The organism is Rufibacter sp. LB8, from assembly GCF_014876185.1.
Taxonomy (GTDB): domain Bacteria; phylum Bacteroidota; class Bacteroidia; order Cytophagales; family Hymenobacteraceae; genus Nibribacter.
Genome location: NZ_JADALJ010000001.1, coordinates 261,611 through 281,520, shown reverse-complemented (window position 1 = coordinate 281,520; position 19,910 = coordinate 261,611). Strand labels below are relative to the sequence as shown.

13 protein-coding genes are annotated in these 19,910 nt (G+C 51.4%); 7 read left to right on the top strand and 6 right to left on the bottom strand.

From position 1 onward, the window contains the following. Positions 1-207 precede the first annotated feature (207 nt). The 3 genes from hutG to hutU all read right to left on the bottom strand — a co-directional run bounded on the left by hutG (position 208) and on the right by hutU (position 4,588). Positions 208-1,170: a formimidoylglutamase gene (hutG, locus tag IMY23_RS01165; protein WP_192820305.1), complete on the bottom strand. Its 963-nt coding sequence runs from the start codon at positions 1,168-1,170 to the stop codon at positions 208-210. Between the two features lie 171 nt (positions 1,171-1,341). After that, positions 1,342-2,538, bottom strand: coding sequence for an imidazolonepropionase (gene hutI, locus IMY23_RS01160; RefSeq protein ID WP_225986367.1), 1,197 nt, complete (start codon positions 2,536-2,538; stop codon positions 1,342-1,344). A gap of 343 nt (positions 2,539-2,881) precedes the next feature. Next, on the bottom strand, positions 2,882-4,588 hold the full coding sequence (gene hutU / locus IMY23_RS01155; protein WP_192820301.1) for a urocanate hydratase: 1,707 nt from the start codon (positions 4,586-4,588) through the stop codon (positions 2,882-2,884). 263 nt (positions 4,589-4,851) lie between these two features. Between hutU and IMY23_RS01150 the strand changes: the two genes are divergently transcribed. The 5 genes from IMY23_RS01150 to IMY23_RS01130 all read left to right on the top strand — a co-directional run bounded on the left by IMY23_RS01150 (position 4,852) and on the right by IMY23_RS01130 (position 14,835). Next, complete coding sequence (locus IMY23_RS01150) at positions 4,852-5,085, top strand: VF530 family DNA-binding protein (RefSeq protein WP_192820299.1); 234 nt, start codon at positions 4,852-4,854, stop codon at positions 5,083-5,085. Between the two features lie 42 nt (positions 5,086-5,127). Beyond that, a complete protein-coding gene (rluF, locus tag IMY23_RS01145; protein ID WP_192820297.1) occupies positions 5,128-6,285 on the top strand; it encodes a 23S rRNA pseudouridine(2604) synthase RluF in 1,158 nt (385 codons plus the stop codon). Between the two features lie 534 nt (positions 6,286-6,819). Continuing rightward, entirely contained in the window at positions 6,820-12,213 is a 5,394-nt protein-coding gene (locus IMY23_RS01140) for a T9SS type A sorting domain-containing protein (RefSeq protein ID WP_192820296.1), read from the top strand. A gap of 200 nt (positions 12,214-12,413) precedes the next feature. After that, positions 12,414-13,169, top strand: a complete 756-nt coding sequence (locus tag IMY23_RS01135) for an EcsC family protein (protein ID WP_192820294.1) — start codon at positions 12,414-12,416, stop codon at positions 13,167-13,169. Positions 13,170-13,359: 190 nt separating this feature from the next. Further along, on the top strand, positions 13,360-14,835 hold the full coding sequence (locus IMY23_RS01130) for a M48 family metalloprotease (protein WP_192820292.1): 1,476 nt from the start codon (positions 13,360-13,362) through the stop codon (positions 14,833-14,835). A 72-nt stretch (positions 14,836-14,907) separates the two neighbouring features. Here IMY23_RS01130 and IMY23_RS01125 read toward each other — a convergent pair whose 3' ends face one another. Together IMY23_RS01125 and IMY23_RS01120 are read right to left on the bottom strand one after the other, a co-directional pair. Next, the gene (locus tag IMY23_RS01125; protein WP_192820290.1) at positions 14,908-15,360 is read right to left on the bottom strand and encodes a hypothetical protein; all 453 of its coding nucleotides are present in this window, start codon (positions 15,358-15,360) and stop codon (positions 14,908-14,910) included. Between the two features lie 295 nt (positions 15,361-15,655). Beyond that, positions 15,656-16,612, bottom strand: a complete 957-nt coding sequence (locus IMY23_RS01120; RefSeq protein WP_192820288.1) for a CvpA family protein — start codon at positions 16,610-16,612, stop codon at positions 15,656-15,658. A 294-nt stretch (positions 16,613-16,906) separates the two neighbouring features. Here IMY23_RS01120 and IMY23_RS01115 point away from each other — a divergent pair, with 294 nt between their 5' ends. Both IMY23_RS01115 and IMY23_RS01110 read left to right on the top strand, forming a co-directional pair. Then, positions 16,907-17,773 (top strand): prephenate dehydrogenase, encoded by an 867-nt coding sequence (locus IMY23_RS01115; RefSeq protein WP_192820287.1) that lies wholly within the window; start codon positions 16,907-16,909, stop codon positions 17,771-17,773. An 83-nt stretch (positions 17,774-17,856) separates the two neighbouring features. Continuing rightward, positions 17,857-18,486, top strand: coding sequence for a hypothetical protein (locus IMY23_RS01110; protein ID WP_192820285.1), 630 nt, complete (start codon positions 17,857-17,859; stop codon positions 18,484-18,486). Between the two features lie 179 nt (positions 18,487-18,665). Here IMY23_RS01110 and IMY23_RS01105 read toward each other — a convergent pair whose 3' ends face one another. After that, entirely contained in the window at positions 18,666-19,721 is a 1,056-nt protein-coding gene (locus IMY23_RS01105; RefSeq protein WP_192820284.1) for an MJ1255/VC2487 family glycosyltransferase, read from the bottom strand. Positions 19,722-19,910 lie beyond the last annotated feature (189 nt).

Genomic DNA, 19,910 nt, shown 5'->3' with positions numbered 1-19,910 from the left:
CTTATTCACGCTTAAATAACTTGCTTCTTTTATTTTATCTTTCGAGAAAGTATTTGAAACAAAACCTAGTATTAGTGCTCTCCAATGTAAACACCCCTCTACGCTCCCCTCAAGGGGAGAATCTGCGTTTATTAGGCAGTTATTTTTCAATTATTAAATGCTATCGCCAATTCCTAAGTAGCAATAGCATATAGCCTACAAAAAACCTTACCGCCAGTGCTGCACCATTTGGTAAATGAGGGAGGCGGCCAGGCGGGCGGTGCGGTTGTCTTGGTCCACGGTGGGGTTGAGTTCCACTACCTCCGCAGAGAAAAGCTTGCCAGAGGTAACAATGGTCTGCAACAGCGGTTGCGCCAGGTAAGGCGTTATTCCCATGGCATTGGGCGCGCTCACGCCCGGCGCGAAGGCCGCGGCAAACACATCTAAATCAATGGTCAGGAACACATGATCTACGGTGGCAAGAAAATCTTGTAGTTTGGTTTGGGCAGAAGAGGACGCGGGATCCATCATTTCCTGCGCCGTCACAAACGTCGTTCCTAGTTCATTGGCCGTCTGGAACAGCTTGCGCGTGTTGCCATATTCCTGAATGCCAAGGCACAGGTAATGGAACGACTGCTCTGTTTTCTGGAGCTCATGGGCTATCTGCAGAAATGGCGTGCCAGAACTAGACTGCTGGGCATAACTCCTTAGGTCAAAATGGGCATCGAAATTTATAATTCCCAGGGTTTTACCGGGTGGCAAACTCTTCTGGATTCCCAGAAAATGCCCATACGCGGTCTCGTGGCCTCCGCCCAGCACCACCGGTTTGTAGCCGCGGCTGAGCAATTGGTGGATTTTTCGGCCTAGTTGGGCCTGGGCTTCCTCTAGTTTTTGGTTGGGGCAGAAGACATCGCCGCAGCCGTAGAGTTCAGTGCCTTCGGGCAGATGGTCGGCAAAGGAGCCCATGATCTGCCTTAGGGCAGCGGGCGCGGCAGAAGCTCCTACTCTGCCCTGGTTTCGGCGCACACCCTCGTCACAGCAGAAGCCCAGAATTGCCACGCCGCCCTCGCCTTCCGGAATGTCACGCGACAGGTCCAGCAGATGAATGACTTGGTGCCAGCGCATCCCCATCTCACCGTCCTGCACATCAGTGCGTCCTTTCCAGGCGGCTTTCTCTGCAGGTTTGTACATAACGGTGGCTTTTTTGGTGGATGTATAAGTTTTGGAGCGCGCTATTTGACTTTTCTTAGAAAGCAGTCCATTTCTGGCTACCCTGGTAAAATACTCACAAAATCAGAAGGAACCTATTCTATACCGTTTAAAGGAGGCCGAAAAAGCTTGCCAACTAGCTAGCAAATGTTTTTATCCATGCACCAAGTTACCTTTTTTCCAGATTTTGGTGGGTTTGAGCTTGCCCTGCACATACAGAATCTCCTGGTAATGATCTGTGGGAAAGGCGATAAAATCGGCGAGTTGACCGGTTGCCAGTGTACCTCTGTCTTGCAAACCCAAGGCCAGCGCGGCCCGGTAGGTGATGCCCGCCAGCGTCTCTGCCATGGTCAATTTCTGACTGGCGCCCAAGAGCGCGGCCTGCAGCAATAAATCTCCCATGGGCGCGGAGCCGGGGTTCCAGTCAGTGGCGATGGCTACGCAGAGGCCCTGGTCCAGCATTTGGCGCGCAGGCGCGTAGTGCATGCCCAAGCCTAATGAGGCACCAGGCAGAACAGTAGCTACTACCTTGGCCTGTTTCATCATTTCCAATTCGTGCGTTCCGCTGGCTTCCAGATGATCGGCGCTGATGGCCTGTACCTGGGCGGCAACGTGGCTTCCGCCGGTGCTGAACTGATCTGCATGCACCGTTACCTCAAACCCTAGTTCCTTGGCTTTCTGCAAATATTCCAAGGCCAGCTCCTCTGAAAAAGCCGTGTCTTCAATGAAAATATCTACGCGTTTGGCCAGGTTTTTCGCCTTTACTATTGGCAGAAGTTCCCGGACCACCATCTCTAAATACTCCTTAGGGCTGGTGAATTCTGGCGGGCACATGTGCGCGGCTAAGCAGGTTGGTACCAACTCCAAGGCCTGCTGCTGATTAGCGGTTTGAATGGCTTCCAACATCTTGAGTTCGTCGGCCACCGTTAAACCGTAGCCGCTTTTCACCTCACAGGTGGTCACGCCCTCGGCCAGGTGACGGGCGCAGCGCTGGAGCAAGGTTTTCACCAATTCTTCCTGGCTGGCCGCCCTCGTTTTACGGACGGTATCTAAAATCCCGCCGCCGCTGCGGGCAATGTCAAGGTAGGTTTTTCCAGCCACTCGGAGGGCATAATCCTTGGCCCTGGAGCCGGCATAACATAGGTGTGTGTGCGCGTCAATAAAGCCTGGCAACAGCACCATGGGCTCGGTGATTTCCTGAAGCTCTGCACCTGTGTTTTTTATTTTTTCGCGAAGCGCGGAATAGGAGGCTATTTCAAGGATTTTCTCGCCCTGCATCAATACGCCTGCTTGTTCCAATACTTCCAACTGGTCATCAACTATGGGTCCGCCGTTTGGCAGATTAGCCATGGTCAAAACTTGAGCGAAGGGGCCTAATAGCGTTACGTTTTCAGTAGTGGAAGTCATTGTTTAGCGTGAGTAGAGAAAATGGGAATACATATAATCAACTTAAAAGAATCTAGTTAGCCAGCTGTAAAGCCTGATAATTACAAGCTTTTCTAGTTTGCCCACAAGATCCTTTCAGGATGACAAAGTAGTAGAAGGTTGCCTTTACTTGAATCGTGTTCTGACGCTTACACGATTATCAATTGCTCACCCTACCTTGTAGTGGTATGAGGACTTACAAATGTCTCTGCATATTTCTGTTTTCGGGCTCAATTCTGGAAATGAGCCCGAAAACGGAAACCAAGACTTATACTTCCAACCCGAATTCTTTGGCGGTTTGCTGGGCGGTGTCATAACCGGCATCTGCGTGGCGGAAAATGCCGAGGGCGGGGTCATTGTGGAGCACGCGGCGCAGGCAGCGTTCGGCGCGGTCTGTGCCGTCTGCCAGAATCACCATGCCGGCGTGCTGCGAATAGCCAATGCCCACGCCCCCGCCGTGGTGGAAGGAAATCCAGGTGGCGCCGCCGCTGGCGTTGGCCATAAGGTTGAGCAATGGCCAGTCTGAGACCGCGTCAGAACCGTCCAGCATGCCTTCGGTCTCACGGTAGGGCGAGGCCACGGAACCGCAGTCTAAGTGATCCCTGCCGATGACAATAGGTGCTTTCACTTTTCCGTCACGCACCAGTTGGTTAAACAGCAGGCCGGCTTTTTCGCGTTCGCCCATGCCCAGCCAGCAGATACGGCATGGCAAGCCCTGGAATGCGACTTTCTCGCGGGCCTGGTCTAGCCAGTTGATCATGTGCGTATTTTCGGGGAAGAGTTCTTTCAGGGCTTCATCGGTAACTCTGATATCCTCGGGGTCACCAGACAAAGCGGCCCACCGGAACGGGCCTTTGCCTTCGCAGAACAGCGGGCGCATGTACTCCGGCACGAAACCTTGAATATCAAACGCGTTCGGCTCGCCGCCCTGCTGCGCGAATTCTCTTATGTTGTTGCCATAGTCAAAGGTCTTGCTGCCGCGGCGCTGCAATTCCAGCATAAAGCCCACGTGCCGGGCCATGCTTTTGATGGACAGTTGCCGGTATTGCTCGGGGTTCGTTTCGCGGAGTTCGTTGGCCTGCGGGAGCGTTAAGGTGTTGGGCACGTAGCCGTTGATAGGGTCATGTGCCGAGGTCTGGTCGGTGAGAATGTCTGGCGTAATGTTGTCCTGGATCAGTTTTTCCAGCACATCGCCAATATCGCCCACCAGGCCTACGGAAAGGGCTTCACCTTTGGCTTGGGCGGCCAGCACCAGGCGCATGGCTTCCTGGTAGTCATAGGTCATTTTGTCCAGGTAGCGGGTTTCCAAGCGTTTTTTGATGCGTTCTGGGTCAATATCTACACCCAGAAAGGTGGCACCCGCCATGGTGGCTGCCAAGGGTTGCGCGCCACCCATGCCGCCCAGTCCGCCGGTGACCAACAATTTATGCCGAAGGTCGCCGTTGAAATGGATTCTTCCGCAGGCGGCAAAGGTTTCATACGTGCCTTGCAAGATACCCTGTGTGCCGATGTAAATCCAGGAACCGGCGGTCATCTGGCCGTACATCATGAGGCCGCGCTCACGCAGGTTGTTGAAATGTTCCCAAGTGGCCCAGTGCGGTACCAGATTGCTATTGGCGATCAACACGCGCGGCGCTTCTGGGTGAGAACGCACTTTTCCCACGGGTTTACCGGATTGCACCAGCAGACTTTCGTCCTCTTCCAGGGTCAATAATAGTTCTACAATTTTGCGGGCGTCTTGCGGCGTGCGCGCGGCCTGGCCAATACCACCGTACACCACCAGACGTTCCGGGTCCTCGGCCACTTCGGCAGACAAATTGTTCAGGAACATGCGCAAGGCGGCTTCAGAAGGCCAGTTTTTGGCGTTCAGTTGCGTGCCGGTGGGCGGAATGTACACCGGGTGATTGGCGTATTTCTGAATGAACTCTGCTACTGTAAGGCGGGCGGCCGTGGCCTGGGGTTGGAGGGTTTCCATAGAGAAGAAAGTCTTGGCGTATGGTTCTGGACTCTGAAAGTAAGGATTTCTGGCCGAATTGCTAACAACCATTCGCCAAAAATAGCCATCATGGGCACATCTCTCCCTTCTGGAACGTTCTTACTCTTGCCGTTTTTGGCTTCGTTTCTGGAAATGAGCCCGAAAACGGAATGCCCATTTTACCAGAGGCACCGGTGCCTTGTACCAATTGCGGCCTAAGCACGTAAAACTCAAGGCAAAACCGTACCTTTGCCCATTCATTTATGGAAGAACAGAAGAACAACCCGCTGCACGGCCAAACCCTGGAAAAAATTCTGGAGTTTTTAGTGGACCGTTACGGTTGGGAGGAACTGGGTGAACGCATCAAGATCAACAGTTTCACCCATGACCCCAGCATCAAGTCAAGCCTCACGTTTCTGCGAAAGACGCCGTGGGCCCGCCAAAAGGTGGAAGACCTGTACGTGCGCACCGTAACCCGCGCCAACGCCAAAAAATAACCTTTCTTGCTGGCTTTCCGCCGCCATTTTACGCACAACCATATGTCAACAGATACCACCACGCGCCTCAATAAATTCATCAGCGACTCGGGCTTCTGCTCGCGCCGTGAGGCGGACCAATACATTGAGGAAAACCGCGTCACCATTAACGGCAAAGACGCCAAAAAAGGCGCTACCGTGAAGGCCGGCGACAAAGTTGCCGTAGATGGCGAACCCATCAAAACCAAGAAACCGTCTGACCGGGGTGTTTACATCGCGTTTAACAAACCTACCGGCATTACCACCACCACAGACAGCAAAGACAAGAAAAACATCATTGACTTCATTGGGTTCCCCAAGCGGATTTTCCCCATCGGGCGTCTGGACAATGCTTCTGAGGGCCTGATTTTTTTGACCAACGATGGCGACATTGTGAACAAGATTCTGCGCGCCGACAACAACCACGAAAAAGAGTACGTGGTGATGGTGGACAAGCCCATTACCGACGATTTTGTGAAGCAGATGAGCAACGGTGTACGCTTATTTGAAGGCATCACCAAGCCCTGCGAGGTTAAACAGCAAGGCCACAAAGTCTTTAAAATTGTGCTTACCCAAGGCCTCAACCGCCAAATCAGGCGCATGTGCGAAGCCCTCAACTACAAAGTGACGGCTCTTAAACGCGTGCGCATCATGACTGTCACGCTCGGCGATTTACCCGTGGGGCACTGGCGTCACCTCACCCTGGAGGAGATGAAATCTATCAACCAACTGGTGGCATCTTCTTCTAAAACCCAGGAAGCCTCTACCAAGGTGAAGAAAACCGTAAAAGAACCCAAACCCAGCGCCGAGGAAGAATACGAAGCCTTGCTGTCTGAGGAAGAATTTGGCGTAAAGGTGCACCAGGTGAAAAAACCAAAGCCCGAACCCGTTTTCGCGGGGCCGAGGTCTGGCAAAGCGCCGTTTAACCCCAAAGCCAAAACAGCTCGCAAACCTGCCGCCGCCGCTGCTTCAGAAACGTCTGCCACCAGCACGCCTGAGCGCAAGCGCAAACCGGCCGGTGTCAAAAACATGACCAGTAAAAAAGAGCACGTGTCGGGCAAAACCGAGCGGTCGCCCAAAGGGTCATTGGCCGCCAGAAACCCCAAGGCCAAAGCCGCCCGCAAACCGAAACCAGCCACAGCCCCCGCCAAAAGAGGAACGCGTGGCGGTGGCCGGAAGTAATCTTTTTTCAATGATGCAAACACCTCCCTGTTTTGGGGCTCATTTTCAGAAATGAGCCCCAAAATAGGGAGGTTTCTGTTTAAAAGTGTTTGTGGTTAGAAGCAATTCTACAAGTACTTTAAGGTACACAGACATCCTTTGGCTGGCTTACTTCTTTTTATATAGAATTTTCAGTATTCTTATGATACTATTCTGGCGCTGGAACAGACCCCTTATGCCAGAGAAATCTGGGATTAGAACCTGCTAGTAAGGAGATTGCAACCAATTACTGAATTACCCAGAAATTTATTCCACAACATTCTCATTTACAGTTTATCAATAACATTTTGGCTGCTGCACAATAACATCTGCCGGTAGTCCATAGTAACAACCGCTTCTAACATACACGTTTTTCTACCTGGTGGCTTGATGGAAATTCTATCAAGGCAAAAGAACCCTACCCTTGTGCGCTTTTCCCTCATGAAATTTACTCCATCACCTACGCCCTGTTTATTCAATAAGATCTTTTCCTGCTTGTTACTCCTGGGGTTTTTCATGACCCAGGAAAGTAGCTTGGCGCAAGGGACCTCGGAATGGAGAACGGTGGGGTTGCCCGGTTTTTCAGAGGGTCAGGCCCATTTAACCCAGATAAAAGTGAGTGCGCAGGGCATTCCATATGTAGCCTACAAAGACGCCAGCAAGTCTGACAAAATCACAGTCTCCCGCTTAGTGGAAGCAAACTGGGAAGCCGTAGGCTCCGCCGGATTTTCTGATGCCCCCGTGGTGGACGTTTCCTTAGAAATCAGCAAGGAAGGTGTACCCATGGTGGCTTACTTGGAGTTTGGGACAAGCGAACCTAAGGTGAAAAAATTCAATGGAACCGGTTGGGAAGCTGTAGGAGATGTTTCCCCAACCAACGCCGGGGCCACAGAATTAACCTTGGCCCTGTCACCGAACGGCACTCCTTACCTGGCCTATGCAGACGGTGCCAACCTGTACTTAGGAACGGTTAAGCGTTTCAACGGCAGCGCCTGGGAAACCGTGGGCCAGAGCACCATTTCCACTGCCTGGGGCTATAACTACTCCCTTGCGTTTGATTCCTGGGGCACACCCTACCTTGCCTTCAAAGACATGGCGTTTGACTTTAAAGCGGTTGTCAAAAAATTCAACGGCACCAGTTGGGAGCCCTTGGGCATGCAAGGGTTTACCACCGGGCGGGCAGATGAAATTTCCCTGGCCATTAATTCAACCGGCATCCCGTTTATGGCTTTTCAAGACGGAGCCAAAGAAGGGAAAGCCAGCGTTATGTTTTACAATGGCGGTGTCTGGTCTTATATGGGAAGTTCTGGTTTTTCTACAAGCCAGGCCGTGAACATTACCCTGGCCATTGGGGCCACCAATAAACTATATGTAGCCTTCAAAGATGCGGGGGCTGGCTACAAAGCCACGGTCATGACCCTAAATGTTGCTAAATGGGAGTCGCTAGGCATGGCAGGGTTTTCAGCGGGGGTAGTTAATGAAATATCAATGACCTTAGATGCGGCAGGGAATCCGCACGTAGCATACAGAGATGACAGCCGGGGCCACAAAGCCACTGTCATGCAATTCTCTTCCAGGCAACCGCCCCTCCTGGTATCGCAGCCGGTAAGTCAAACCATTGAAGCTACAGGAACGGCCCGTTTTACAGTCACTGCCACCGCCGCCAATGACCTTTCTTACCAATGGCAGGTGAGCACAGACAATGGTTCTACCTATAAGAATCTTGAGAATGGCGTCGTGTACACTGGGGTATCTTCCAATACCTTAACAATAGCCAACGCACCCATCTCCCTTTCCAAAAACCGCTACCGTGTTTTACTCAGCAACCAACTGATCACCTTTTCTGAACCAGCCGTGCTAACCGTCAATCTGCCGGTGTTTGCAACCGGTAATCAATGGAATCAGGCAGGACCTCCGGGTTTTTCTTCCGGGGCCGCTGAACATGTTTCTATGGTTATGGGGGCAGATGGAAAACCCATAGTGGCTTATAGTGACCTTGCAAGAGAAGGAAAAGTAACGGTCATGCGCTTTACTGGGGTTTCCTGGGCAGGGGTAGGTTCTGCGGGTTTTTCTGCGGCCGGAGCCGGATTTATCTCCCTGGCGCTTGATGCTTCAGGTACTACCTATGTGGCCTATCAAGACAAATCCATCAATGGAAAAGCCACCGTCCTGAAATTCAATGGCTCTGCATGGGTAGCGGTAGGAACAGCCGGGTTTTCCAGAGGAAACGCCACCAATCTATCCTTACAGATCAATCCTAAGACCCAACTCCCCAGTGTTGCTTTTGTAGACAGGTTCAACAATGGCATTGCCGCAACGGCCATGGGATTTAACGGAACCCAATGGACCATATTAGGGTCTTCTGGCTTCTCAGAGTCTAGCCAAAACGGATTGGCGAACATTCCATCGCTAGCTTTTGACCTTTATGGGAACCTGTTTGCAGCATACACAGATGACCAGGAACAGGTCTCCGTTAAAAAACTAATGAAAGACTCCTGGCAGCTGGTAGGTAGGGAGGCTTTCTCTGATGGAAGGGCCCAACAAGTTTCCATTAAAGCAGACGCGGCTGGCACTCTCTATGTGGTTTATTCTGAAAAGAATTTTGAGAACCGGGCCACCGTTAGGCGGTTCAATGGCACCAGCTGGAATTATGTAGGGTCAAACGCCTTCACTGATCCAGGGGCCACCCAACCGTCATTAGCCCTGGACAAAGCCGGGGTTCCCTATGTGGCCTATGCCAATGATTACTTTGAGGCACGCGCCTCCGTGGTTCGGTTTAATGGAGTTGACTGGCAAGAGGTAGGGTTGGCTGGGTTTTCGGCAGGGCCAATTGCCTATATTAATTTGGCGGTCAACCAGGAAGGCGTTCCTTTTATATCTTTTTCAGATGGCGGATACAACCAGAAGGTGACCACCATGCAGTTTTCTCCCCCACCACCCCATTCCATCACCACCCAGCCCCTACCCGTCAGCACCTTTAGCGGGGAAAATGCCACCTTCTCTGTTAGCCCTACTGGTACGCAAACCTTGCAGTACCAGTGGCAGGTGAGCCAGGACAAAGGCCAAACCTACTCCAACATCTTTAACAACCTCCAGTATTCCGGGGCTAATAGTCCCGCGTTGCTAATCAAGAATGTATCCTTACCCATGAACGGGTTTCTGTACAAAGTGCAGGTACAGAGCATAGGCGTTTCCAGCACGGCCGCCGCCTTGCTAACCGTGCGTCCTCCCTTCTTTGACCATGACCGTGTGTGGCACCCGCTGGGCGAAATTACCGGGCGTAGTTCTCCGGTTACCGCGGTAGACAAACAGGGTATTCCATACATTGTGTATGCGGAAGAGAACAATGCCAACGAGGTTCAAGGAAAGATAAGCGTCAAGAAGTTCAATGGCACTACCTGGGAAAATGTGGGGCAGCCAGGCTTCTCCTCTCATTTTGCCAGAAAATATAAAATGGCCTTTGACGCGAGCAATACGCCCTATGTAGTATTTGTGAACGGCGATGATAAACGGCATGTCATCATCATGAAGTTCACCGGAGGCCAATGGATGGAAGTAGGCAGAAGGAACATGAACCTTAAACCCGGATACGCCTCCACAGAAGCGCACCATGTCACGTTTACAGTGAGTGCGGAGGGCATTCCTTATATTGGCTACCAGGAGTATGAAAATGGCAACCTTACCGTCTGGCGCTTGCAAGGAACTACCTGGGAGAATTTAGGCAATAAAATTTTCTACCCCGAAAACAACGCCCACCTTGCCCTTGACAAAAACAGCATTCCGTATATAGCCTACCAAGACAGAAGTCAATTTTATGGACCTCTGTACCATAAACCACTAGTTCAAAAATTCAACGGTCTCACGTGGGACGTGGTTGGCGGGGTTCCTCTCTCTGACAAAGTAGGTTATGTAGAAAGTTTAGAGGTGGACCCAAGTGGCGTGCCCTATGTGTTGTTTGAGGAAAGACATTTAATCAACGACAACTACACGTATACATCTGTTATTAAGCGGTTTAACGGCGCTAAGTGGGAAGAATTCAATCCGGAGATTCCGGTGAATGAGACGTTCCTGGCGCATGACCTGGCACTTGATGCCAAGGGAACCCCATTTGTCCTTTATAAAAACGGGGGCTCAGACAATAAGCCGTCTGTTGTAAGGTATAATGGCTTGGTTTGGGAACAGGTGGGAACCAAAGACTTCTCAGATTTTGCGAATGGCTACCTGCAGCTAGACGTTTCGCCTGCAGGCATTCCGTTTGTGACCATTAGTAGCGAGCGCTATGCGGTTCTGAGATTTGGGAAAAAGCCTTCGTTTCTTTCTCACCCGGTGGCGGCGTCCATCATGGCTGGTGCCCCTGTTAGTTTTACCGCGCACGCCGCGTCAGACTGGGTTACGGTTAGGTATGCCTGGCACGCAAGCGCAGACAATGGCGCCACGTACCAGCCCCTCGCTTCGTATGACATTTATGAAGGAATTGATTCGCCAACGTTAACCTTCAAAAAAACACCCATCTCCTTGAATGGCCTTCTCTACCGATTGCAAGCTTCCAATGGGTATGGTTTTGCATCTGAAAGTGCCCAACTCACGGTGCATACTCCTCCGCCGCTCAGCTATACCAAATGGGAACAAATGGGCAAGACCAACGCCACCACACTCAGAACCCGACCCGTATCCTTTGCCATCAGCCCCACTGGCACGCCTTATGTAGCTTTCCAGGATGGTTTTGGGGGCAAAGCGTCTGCCATTACCTACACCGGGACTGAATGGAAACCCTTGGGCCAGCCCGGCCTCTCAGAAGGAAAAATTACCAACAATTATTTGGCTGTCACCTCTGAAGGAACTCCCTATTTCTTTTACAATGATCCTGCCCTCATGAATACCACAAACCCCAACCGGTTTGCCAGATTTACCCCCGAAGGCGCATGGGAGTTTCAGGAAAATGGCATGTTGAATACCACCATGGCCCGGTCTTCCTCCTTAAGAATGGATAAGAATGATATCTTTTATATCACCCTGCAGGAGAGCGGCGGCTTAACCACGTACCATTTTCTTAATGACCTCTGGTACCCGTTTGGCTCTACCAGTACTTTCAAGCCTGCCTTCAACCAGTATGCCCTGGGAGTCTCTGACGAAGGTGGGGTGTCTATCTTTCTCTCAGATGCTGCCCAGGGCAACAAGGCCACGGTGATTAGAATGAATTTCCATACCTATGAATGGGAAACGTATGGTCCGGCCGGTTTTACAGACGGGGCAGTCACTGCGGTGAATATGGCTGTTGACGTCCGCCACGTGCCCTACATTGCGTTTGTGGAAGGCGAAGATGTGAAAGTGATGTACTTCACCGGCTCTTACTGGAAACAGGTAGGCAATACCATCTCCAACAGCGGCCCTTCTCACCTTTCCTTACTACTTGATGAATTGGGGGTTCCCATTGTGACTTATATTGACAAAAACGATGGCGAAAAAGTGAAGGTGAAAAAATTCAACGGCACTGACTGGACTACCATGGGCACATCAGAAGTGCCAGGCAACTCCCAGAACAACGCGGTGTTGCTGTTTGACCCCATGACCGGTGCGCCTCTGGTGGCCTATGCCGCAAAATCTGTGTTTGAAAGCGAATTAGTGGTCATGAAACTCACCAATGCCGTTACGAGCAGCGCAGAAGAAAAACACAACCTCCTCCAGATTTACCCCAACCCCACCAACCATACCTTCACTGTCAAAACGAAGGAACCCATCATTCATCTTGAGCTTTTCAATAATCTTGGCGTGAAAATTTTAAATAAACCTGGTGCCGGGAATGAGAGTCAGCTAAATGTTGATGTGTCTGCCCTTTCCTCTGGGCTTTATTTTATAAACGTGCACACCAAAGGTAAAAAATACACCAGCCGGGTAGTGGTGGCTAAATAAGGAATAGCGCCTACACCGCTACTTAAAAATTTCCGTTTTTGGCCCCGTTTCTGGAAATGAGGCCAAAAACGGAGAATGGAAAGCAGTTAGTTTTTCGTCTAAGTTGCCACCTTGAACCTATGGTTTATAGACCGAACGAAAAGCGTGAATTACCTCACCGTTATTTTACTTGTCACATTATTTTTCCGCTAGATCTGCCCATGTCTCACACCCCGTATGAAGAAACCGTTTTGCAGGAACTGCGGGTCTGGCAACAGGAGATGCAGCGTTCCCCTTCGTTTCTGAACAACTTAAGCCGAAGGGCACAGACCAAGCTCAACAGTTACATTCCGGAGAAAGTACACCAGGCCATTACGGCCACCATCAAGCAAATGATCAAAGCCGTGCTCTTCGGGGCGAAACACACCACGGCCAAACCCTTGGACCATGCCACACTGGAACTGAAAGAAGCGGTGGTGCTGGAGCGCATTGACTTCTACAAGAAAACGGCCGCCGCCGAAGGAGGACTTACCGGCGCCGGTGGCTTTCTGCTGGGCCTGGCAGATTTCCCGCTGCTGTTGGGCATCAAACTCAAAATGCTGTTTGACCTGGCCGCCCTGTACGGTCATTCTGTGGACGACTACCGTGAGCGCGTGTTTCTGCTGCACATTTTCCAGCTGGCGTTTAGTGGGCAGGAGCGCCGGCAAGACGTGTACCAGCAAATGGTGAACTGGGACCAGAAAAAAGAAGAACTGCCCCTGGACATCAATGCGTTTGACTGGCGCACCTTTCAGCAGGAATACCGTGATTACATTGACCTGGCCAAGCTGGCGCAACTCATTCCCATTATTGGCGCGCCCGTGGGGTTGGTGGTGAATTACCGGCTCCTGCAAAAGCTGGGAATCACAGCCATGAACGCCTACCGCCAGCGGTGGCAGGAACAGCAGTCTGGCCAAACCCCGCTCCTTCCCTCCTAGCTAAATTTACGTTTTCGGGCTCATTTCTGGAAATGAGCCCGAAAACGGAAACGTTGCCCTGGGCCTTCCATCTGCTAGGGGTCAACGGTTGGGTGCAACCAATAAAATGCATCTTCGTTGCAGTAAACATAATCTTTCTGGAATATTCTTTTCTGAAAGAAATTGCGGTTTTCACCTAACCTGAGCTACTATGAAAAAATATATGCCGTACGGGCTGGCCACTGCCGCCTTGTTTTTATTCAATTCCTGCGCCACCAACCCGGTTACGGGCAAACGCGAGGTAGCCATTATTTCAGAGGAACAGGAAATAGCCATGGGCCAGGAGGCCGACCCCAGCATTGTAGCCCAGTTTGGGCTGTACCAAAACCCCACTTTGCAGAAATTCATCCAGGACAAAGGCCAGCAAATGGCCGCCGTCTCGCACAGAAGCAACCTCAAATACGAATTCAAGATAGTAGACTCACCAGTGCTCAATGCTTTTGCCGTGCCGGGCGGCTACGTGTATTTCACCCGCGGCATTATGGCGCACTTTAACTCTGAGGCGCAGTTTGCCGGGGTGCTGGGGCATGAGATTGGTCACATTACGGCGCGCCACACGGTACAGCAGCAAAGCAAACAGATGATTACCCAAGGTATATTGCTAGGCGGCATGATCGCCATTCCGGAACTGGGGAATTTTGGCAATGAGCTGATGCAGGGTGCCGGTTTACTGTTCCTCAAGTTTGGCCGCGATGCGGAACGTCAGTCAGATGAACTGGGCGTGGAATATTCCACTAAGATTGGGTATGACGCCAAGCACATGGCCGATTTCTTCAGAACCTTGGAGCGACAAAGCAGCCAGGCCGCCGGCGGCGAAGAAATTCCGGAGTTTCTTTCTACGCACCCATCGCCAGGAAACCGTTACACCACGGTGCACCAACTGGCTGACCAATGGAAAACCAAAACCAGCGCCACTAACCTCAAAGAAGGCCGTGATTCTTACCTGAGAATGATTGACGGCCTCATTTACGGCGAAGACCCCAAACAGGGCTTTGTGGAGAACAACATTTTCTACCACCCAGAACTCAAGTTTCAGTTCCCAATCCCCACCGGCTGGAAACACCAGAACTCCCCGCAACAGGTACAAATGGCTCCCGCCGATGGCCAAGCTCTCATGTTCCTGACCCTGGCCCCGGGCAAAACCCTAGAGGAGGCCGGCCAACAGATGCTGCAACAATACGGCCTGCAAGCCCTGGACTCAAGACAAGTAACGGTGAACGGTCTGCCCGCCATCATGATTATGTCACAACCGGCCCCGCAGCAACAAACCCAGCAAGGCCAACAGCAAGAGCAGCCGCAAGACATAAGAGCACTTTCCTATCTCATTCAGTACGGCGGCAACATCTACAACATCACGGGGGTGAGCCCAACGGCCACGTTCAACAACCTGACGCCAGCGTTCACCAGCACCATGCAAAACTTCCGGCAGCTCACTGACCAGGAGAAAATCAACCGGAAGCCCGAGTTGGTGCGCATTAAAACCGTGAAACAGGCAGCCACGCTCTCACAAGTATTGCAGTCTTTCCAGATGCCAGCCAAAAAACTGGAGGAACTGGCTATTTTGAACGGCATGGCCCTCACAGACCGGGTAGCTGCCGGCACCTTGATCAAGGTGGTGGAACGCTAATTGCAAACTTTTATAAAACAGAAAGGCCGGGCAAAAATGCCCGACCTTTCTGTTTTATAAAAGTTCGAGTGCTTAGAACATGTCGTCGGCTACAATCTTGGCGCCTTTTAGGGTGGCGGCATGGGAAAGAGCTTTCACAATTTTCTGCAGGTCATCATAGGTGGCTTTGCACAGGTAGAGGTCAATGCCGGTCATCTCCGTGGTAAGGCCTTTCTTCAAGTCTTTCTTGGTGCTGGGCCCAATGATTTTCACTTTGTTTTCCGCCTTAATGATCATGATGTTCTTCACATCTGCCCACTTGATGGATTCCTGGTACAGGTCTGTGGCGTCAATGGTGATGCCCTCTTCGGTGAGTTCTTTTTTAGCTCCTTTGGTTTTGCTGTCTTTGCAATGGAAGGCTACAAATTTCACATCTAACCACTCTTTAGAGTCGTTGAAGGAGGGCTTGGCAGCGCCTTTGCTTTGGGCCTGCACGGTCACGCAGCCCAGGAAGAAAATGATACAGATGAATAAAACGTTTTTCATATAAAATAATAAAGGGTAAACGTAGGAACGGGTTTTTAACGCAACTAAATCTATTAGAAAGAACCTCCGGGGGAAAGGCATTGCTTTTTCTAACAGCACTGGCAAGGTGCTCTTAAGCTACTCTAAGCCAAGCACCTGCTGACAAATATAATCTAACTTCGGCACGAAAAAAAGACCTGGGACCCACAAAATAAATTTTACCCGGTGGTGCCAAGCCCTTGGCCAGCAAAAAGCCAGATGAATGGAATTGCAAGAAGCGTACAGATTCAAGTGAACCAGAATCTAGGATATAGGCTCAGTTCCTGAAGTTTTGAGTGATCATGAGCCGGTGCGGGCCGCCGCCCAAGATACCGATGCCCACCCGCCCAAACTGCCTGCGCAGAATATTAGCCCGGTGGCCCGGCGAATTCATTAATCCTTCATGGGCAATGGTGAGCGTGGGCGCTAGCGCCAGGTTCTCGCCGGCAATCCTGAACGGCACTCGCCCTTGCCTGATGCGGTCAAAAGGACTTTGCCCCTGTAGGTTGTAATGCGAGAAATACCCCTGGGCAAACATGTCCTGTGAATGGAGGCGTGCCACGCGGCGCAAAGCGGTATCTGGTTGCAGGGGCTGTAGTCCTTCGGCGGTGCGTTCCTGATTGATGAGGGCCAGCATCTCGGTCTCCAGGTCGGGCCGGGGAGTGGCAGTGGTGACTTTGTAGGGCAACTCCACCATTTCAGAAGAGCCGGGTTGCACGGTGAGTTTGTTCAGGGTGGGGCGCATGGCATCTCCAAACACATCGGCTAAGGCCATCTCTGCTTTCTCGCCGTAGCGGGCAAACCGTTTAGCAATCTTACTTTCCTGAACCTGCGTTTTTAAAGCACCAGTCAACGGGAAAGCCATCAACAGAATGGCTACCAGTCCCGCCGAGACCACGCCGCTTACTAACCCCGGCAACAAGCCCAGCGCGTGGTTGCTTTTATGCGCCAAAACGTTCTGAGGAATTTTAGCCAACACCCAATTCCCCAGACTCTGAATTACGATGCTGGCCAAAACCGCCACAATGAAAAAGCTGATAGGCAACAGGTACAAGGGGCTCCAGTCAAAACCGCGACCCAAAAGAGAAGCCACCATAGGGTAAGACCAAAACGCAATCAGCAGACTTCCCAACCACCGGGTGAGGTCTAGCAGGCCGTTCAACAGCCCGCGCTGCCAGCCGGTGTACAAGCTCAGGAGTACAATGATGGCCAGAAGTAAATCAATATAGTTCATGGGCAAACGGGCTTCTGAGTAAAACTGTGCAGGAACTGCGGTTCTTTTTTCAGCCGAATTTAAAGAACCTGCTCTTTCTTTGGTAGATGCAGAACATGGCAAAAATGCACACTATAGTTCAATCTGTTTCTGTGCTTTTTTGTTTCCGTTTTCGGGCTCATTTCTGGAAATGAGCCCGAAAACGGAATTTTTTCTTCCCAGCCAAAACATAAATATAGCCCCTGGTGAAAGAACAGGCGCTTGTTCTTGGTGGCATCCTTAGTACCTTCGGGTTTTAGCGCAAGTTATCTTTCAATGGAAACCATTACCATTATTGGAACCGGGCTTATTGGCGGTTCTGCCGCCCTTGACCTCAGAAAAGCCGGCGTACCCAAGACCCTCATTGGCGTTGACCAAAATACGGTGAATGCGGAGCGCGCGTTAGCCTTACAGTTGGTGGACCAGGTGCTGCCGCTGGCAGAGGCCGTGGCGGTTTCTGACCTGGTGTTGGTGGCTATACCAGTCACCGCCATTGCACAGCTGCTGCCTACGTTATTGGACTTGGCTGGCCCCCATACGGTGGTGGTAGATTTTGGCTCCACCAAAGGGCAACTCTGCGAAGCGGTTAAAGACCACCCCAGACGCGCCCAGTTTGTAGCCGCCCACCCCATTGCCGGTACTGAGAACTCTGGCCCCGCGGCGGCGCTGCATGGGTTGTACCAGGGCAAGATGAACATCATCTGCGAAAAGGAAAAATCTTCTGAGGCGGCGCTGGCCACGGCGCTGGAGTTGTTTACGGTGCTGGGCATGAACACTATTTTCATGGACCCCAAAGAGCACGACAAGCACGTGGCTTATATCTCGCATTTGTCGCACGTGAGTTCCTTTCTGCTGGGCTTGACGGTGCTGGACGTGGAGAAAGACGAAAAAAACATCTTTGCGCTGGCGGGCTCCGGGTTTGCCTCTACCGTGCGTCTGGCCAAAAGTTCGCCAGACATGTGGGCGCCTATCTTTGAGCAGAATTCGCATTTCCTGGGCCACGCCCTGGGCCAGTACATCAAGCATTTGCAACGGTTCCAGGAGTGCCTGCAGAACAAAGACACCGCCGGGCTTTACCAAATGATGCAACAGGCCAACCAAATCAGGCCGGTGTTGGAAGGCATTATTCCGCCGGTGAAATAAATTTCAAGCATTTATCTTTCCCGCTGCTCAACTTAGCCCTTTGGCTGCCGTATTTTTTCTGGACGAAACCTAACGAAAAAAGCATGGGCCTGACCGATATTATTGCGAAACTAAAGAAAGAATGGGCCGCCCTCAAAGGCGAGGAAACCAAAGACAAACTTTTCCAGAACGAGAATACCTTTCCAGATGAAGCGGCCGCGCAGCAAGCGTTTGAACAGGCCAAAGCCAAGTTGTTTGACGTGAACAAATGGTCTAACCTGGAAGGCATCAACTCCACGTTTCAGCTGTTTGGCGCAGCCGGAGAGCCATCAGATAAAACAAAGCCACAGGTAGGCGATTTCATGCAGATCATTCTGCCGGCCACCAACATTGAGAACTGGGTGGCCGTGACCGAGGTGACCGAGGAAGAGACCGCCGCGCAGTTTGTGGTGAAGCCCAGTCCGCCGCCCGCCCCCAAAACCGACCAACCCGAGGTAGTGAAGCATTTTTTCACCCATGAAGCCAGCAGCACGTTTCTGGTATATCTGGACGGCCTCACCCTGCACGGCCTGGAGATTGGCAAAGACGAAGCCATCAACAACCAAGGCCAGGAAGCCGGCGACCGTGCCGTGCTCAACACCATGATTTCTGAAGGTGGCTGGGCCGGGTTCCAAAGCCTGCAATGGAATAAGATCACCCGCTACTTTGTGCACCTGGAAGAAGTCAAAAAATAATTTCTGTTTTCGGGCTCATTTCTGAAAATGAGCCCGAAAACAGAAATTATTTAACTAAAGTTGAGAAGTGAATAGTGAGACGAATTCTATTTAAAAGGCAACCCACCCCAACCCCTCCTGGGAGGGGTTGGGGTGGGTTTACATATTTGATTTTTAAAACCACTCCCTCTTTTTACAACCTACCCTACTTCCGCCAGCAGTCTGTCAATTTCTGAGAACAACACCTGGTTACCGTTTTGGTGATAGCCGCTGAGGTTCTTTTGAAAGCTGGGCACATCATACAGAAAAGCTTTGAGGGCGTCTGGGGTGAACGCCGAAAAATTTCTACCGTAGCCCAGTTTCTCCACATAGGCGGCGTTGAGGTACTGCTCAAACTGCTTGGGAATGGGCACGGCGCAAATGGGTTTCTGCAAATACACGGCTTCGCTGAGCAAAGAGAATCCGCTGTTGGCCAGCACCGCTTTGGATGATGCCAAGTCCTGAATGAACCCTTCTTCGCTGAACGCTTTCAGTTTTACGTTGCCGTGGTCTTCGTCTTTGTTAAAGCCATAGACATAAAAAGTTTCCTGCGGCAAGGCCTGTAACACCTGCACCAGATTTTTCTGATTGGTATTGGACTGGTACACCAATAAATGATCGCCCTGGCTTGGCTTCGCCTTCAAGATTTCCTCCCGGATGATGGGCGGCACCACCGTAGTATTTTCTTTACAGGCCGTGGCTTCAAAAAAAGACGCCACCAGATAATGCGCCGACCGCGGAACTTTGGCTTTCACCACATTCTTGGCCACCTGGTAACTGCCTTTCACGTCGTCGGGAATAGCAATATCCAGGGTACAGCGGTTAATGACCTGCATGTTGTCAATGCTGATGATGGGCAGCCGATGATGTTTCCCAAACAAATAGGTGAACGATTCAAAATCTGAGATCACCACCTCGGGCTCAAAAGAAGCCATCAATTCGCGGTACCGGTTGAAATTCATCTTCAGGTTGGCTGGGGCAGTCTTGAGTGTGAGCAGCGCCGTGTTTACCGTTGACACCGCCGCGTTGCGGTAAGCAATGTGAAACCCTTTGATTTCATGCACCCGCCCCGGAAACGCCTTGTTTAGGAATTGAAATGCCCGCGCACTAGAAACCACCTGCACGTCATGACCCTGCGCCAAAAGATACTTGATGATAACTTTGCTGCGGGTGGCGTGGCCCATGCCTTCGCCGGGGACGCCGTATAAAATTTTCATAAGCGTAAGTCTTTCTAAAAGGTGACTGGCTTCGGTATAACCTTGGTTCACAATTACCCAATCCTGCCAAGCCTAGTCCCAAAAATACTCCTAATGTAGAAAGTTGCAAGTCTGTCATCCAAAATACCAGAGGCCGTTTTCGGGCTCATTTCTGGAATTGAGCCCGAAAACGGAAAATTTCCTTAGCAG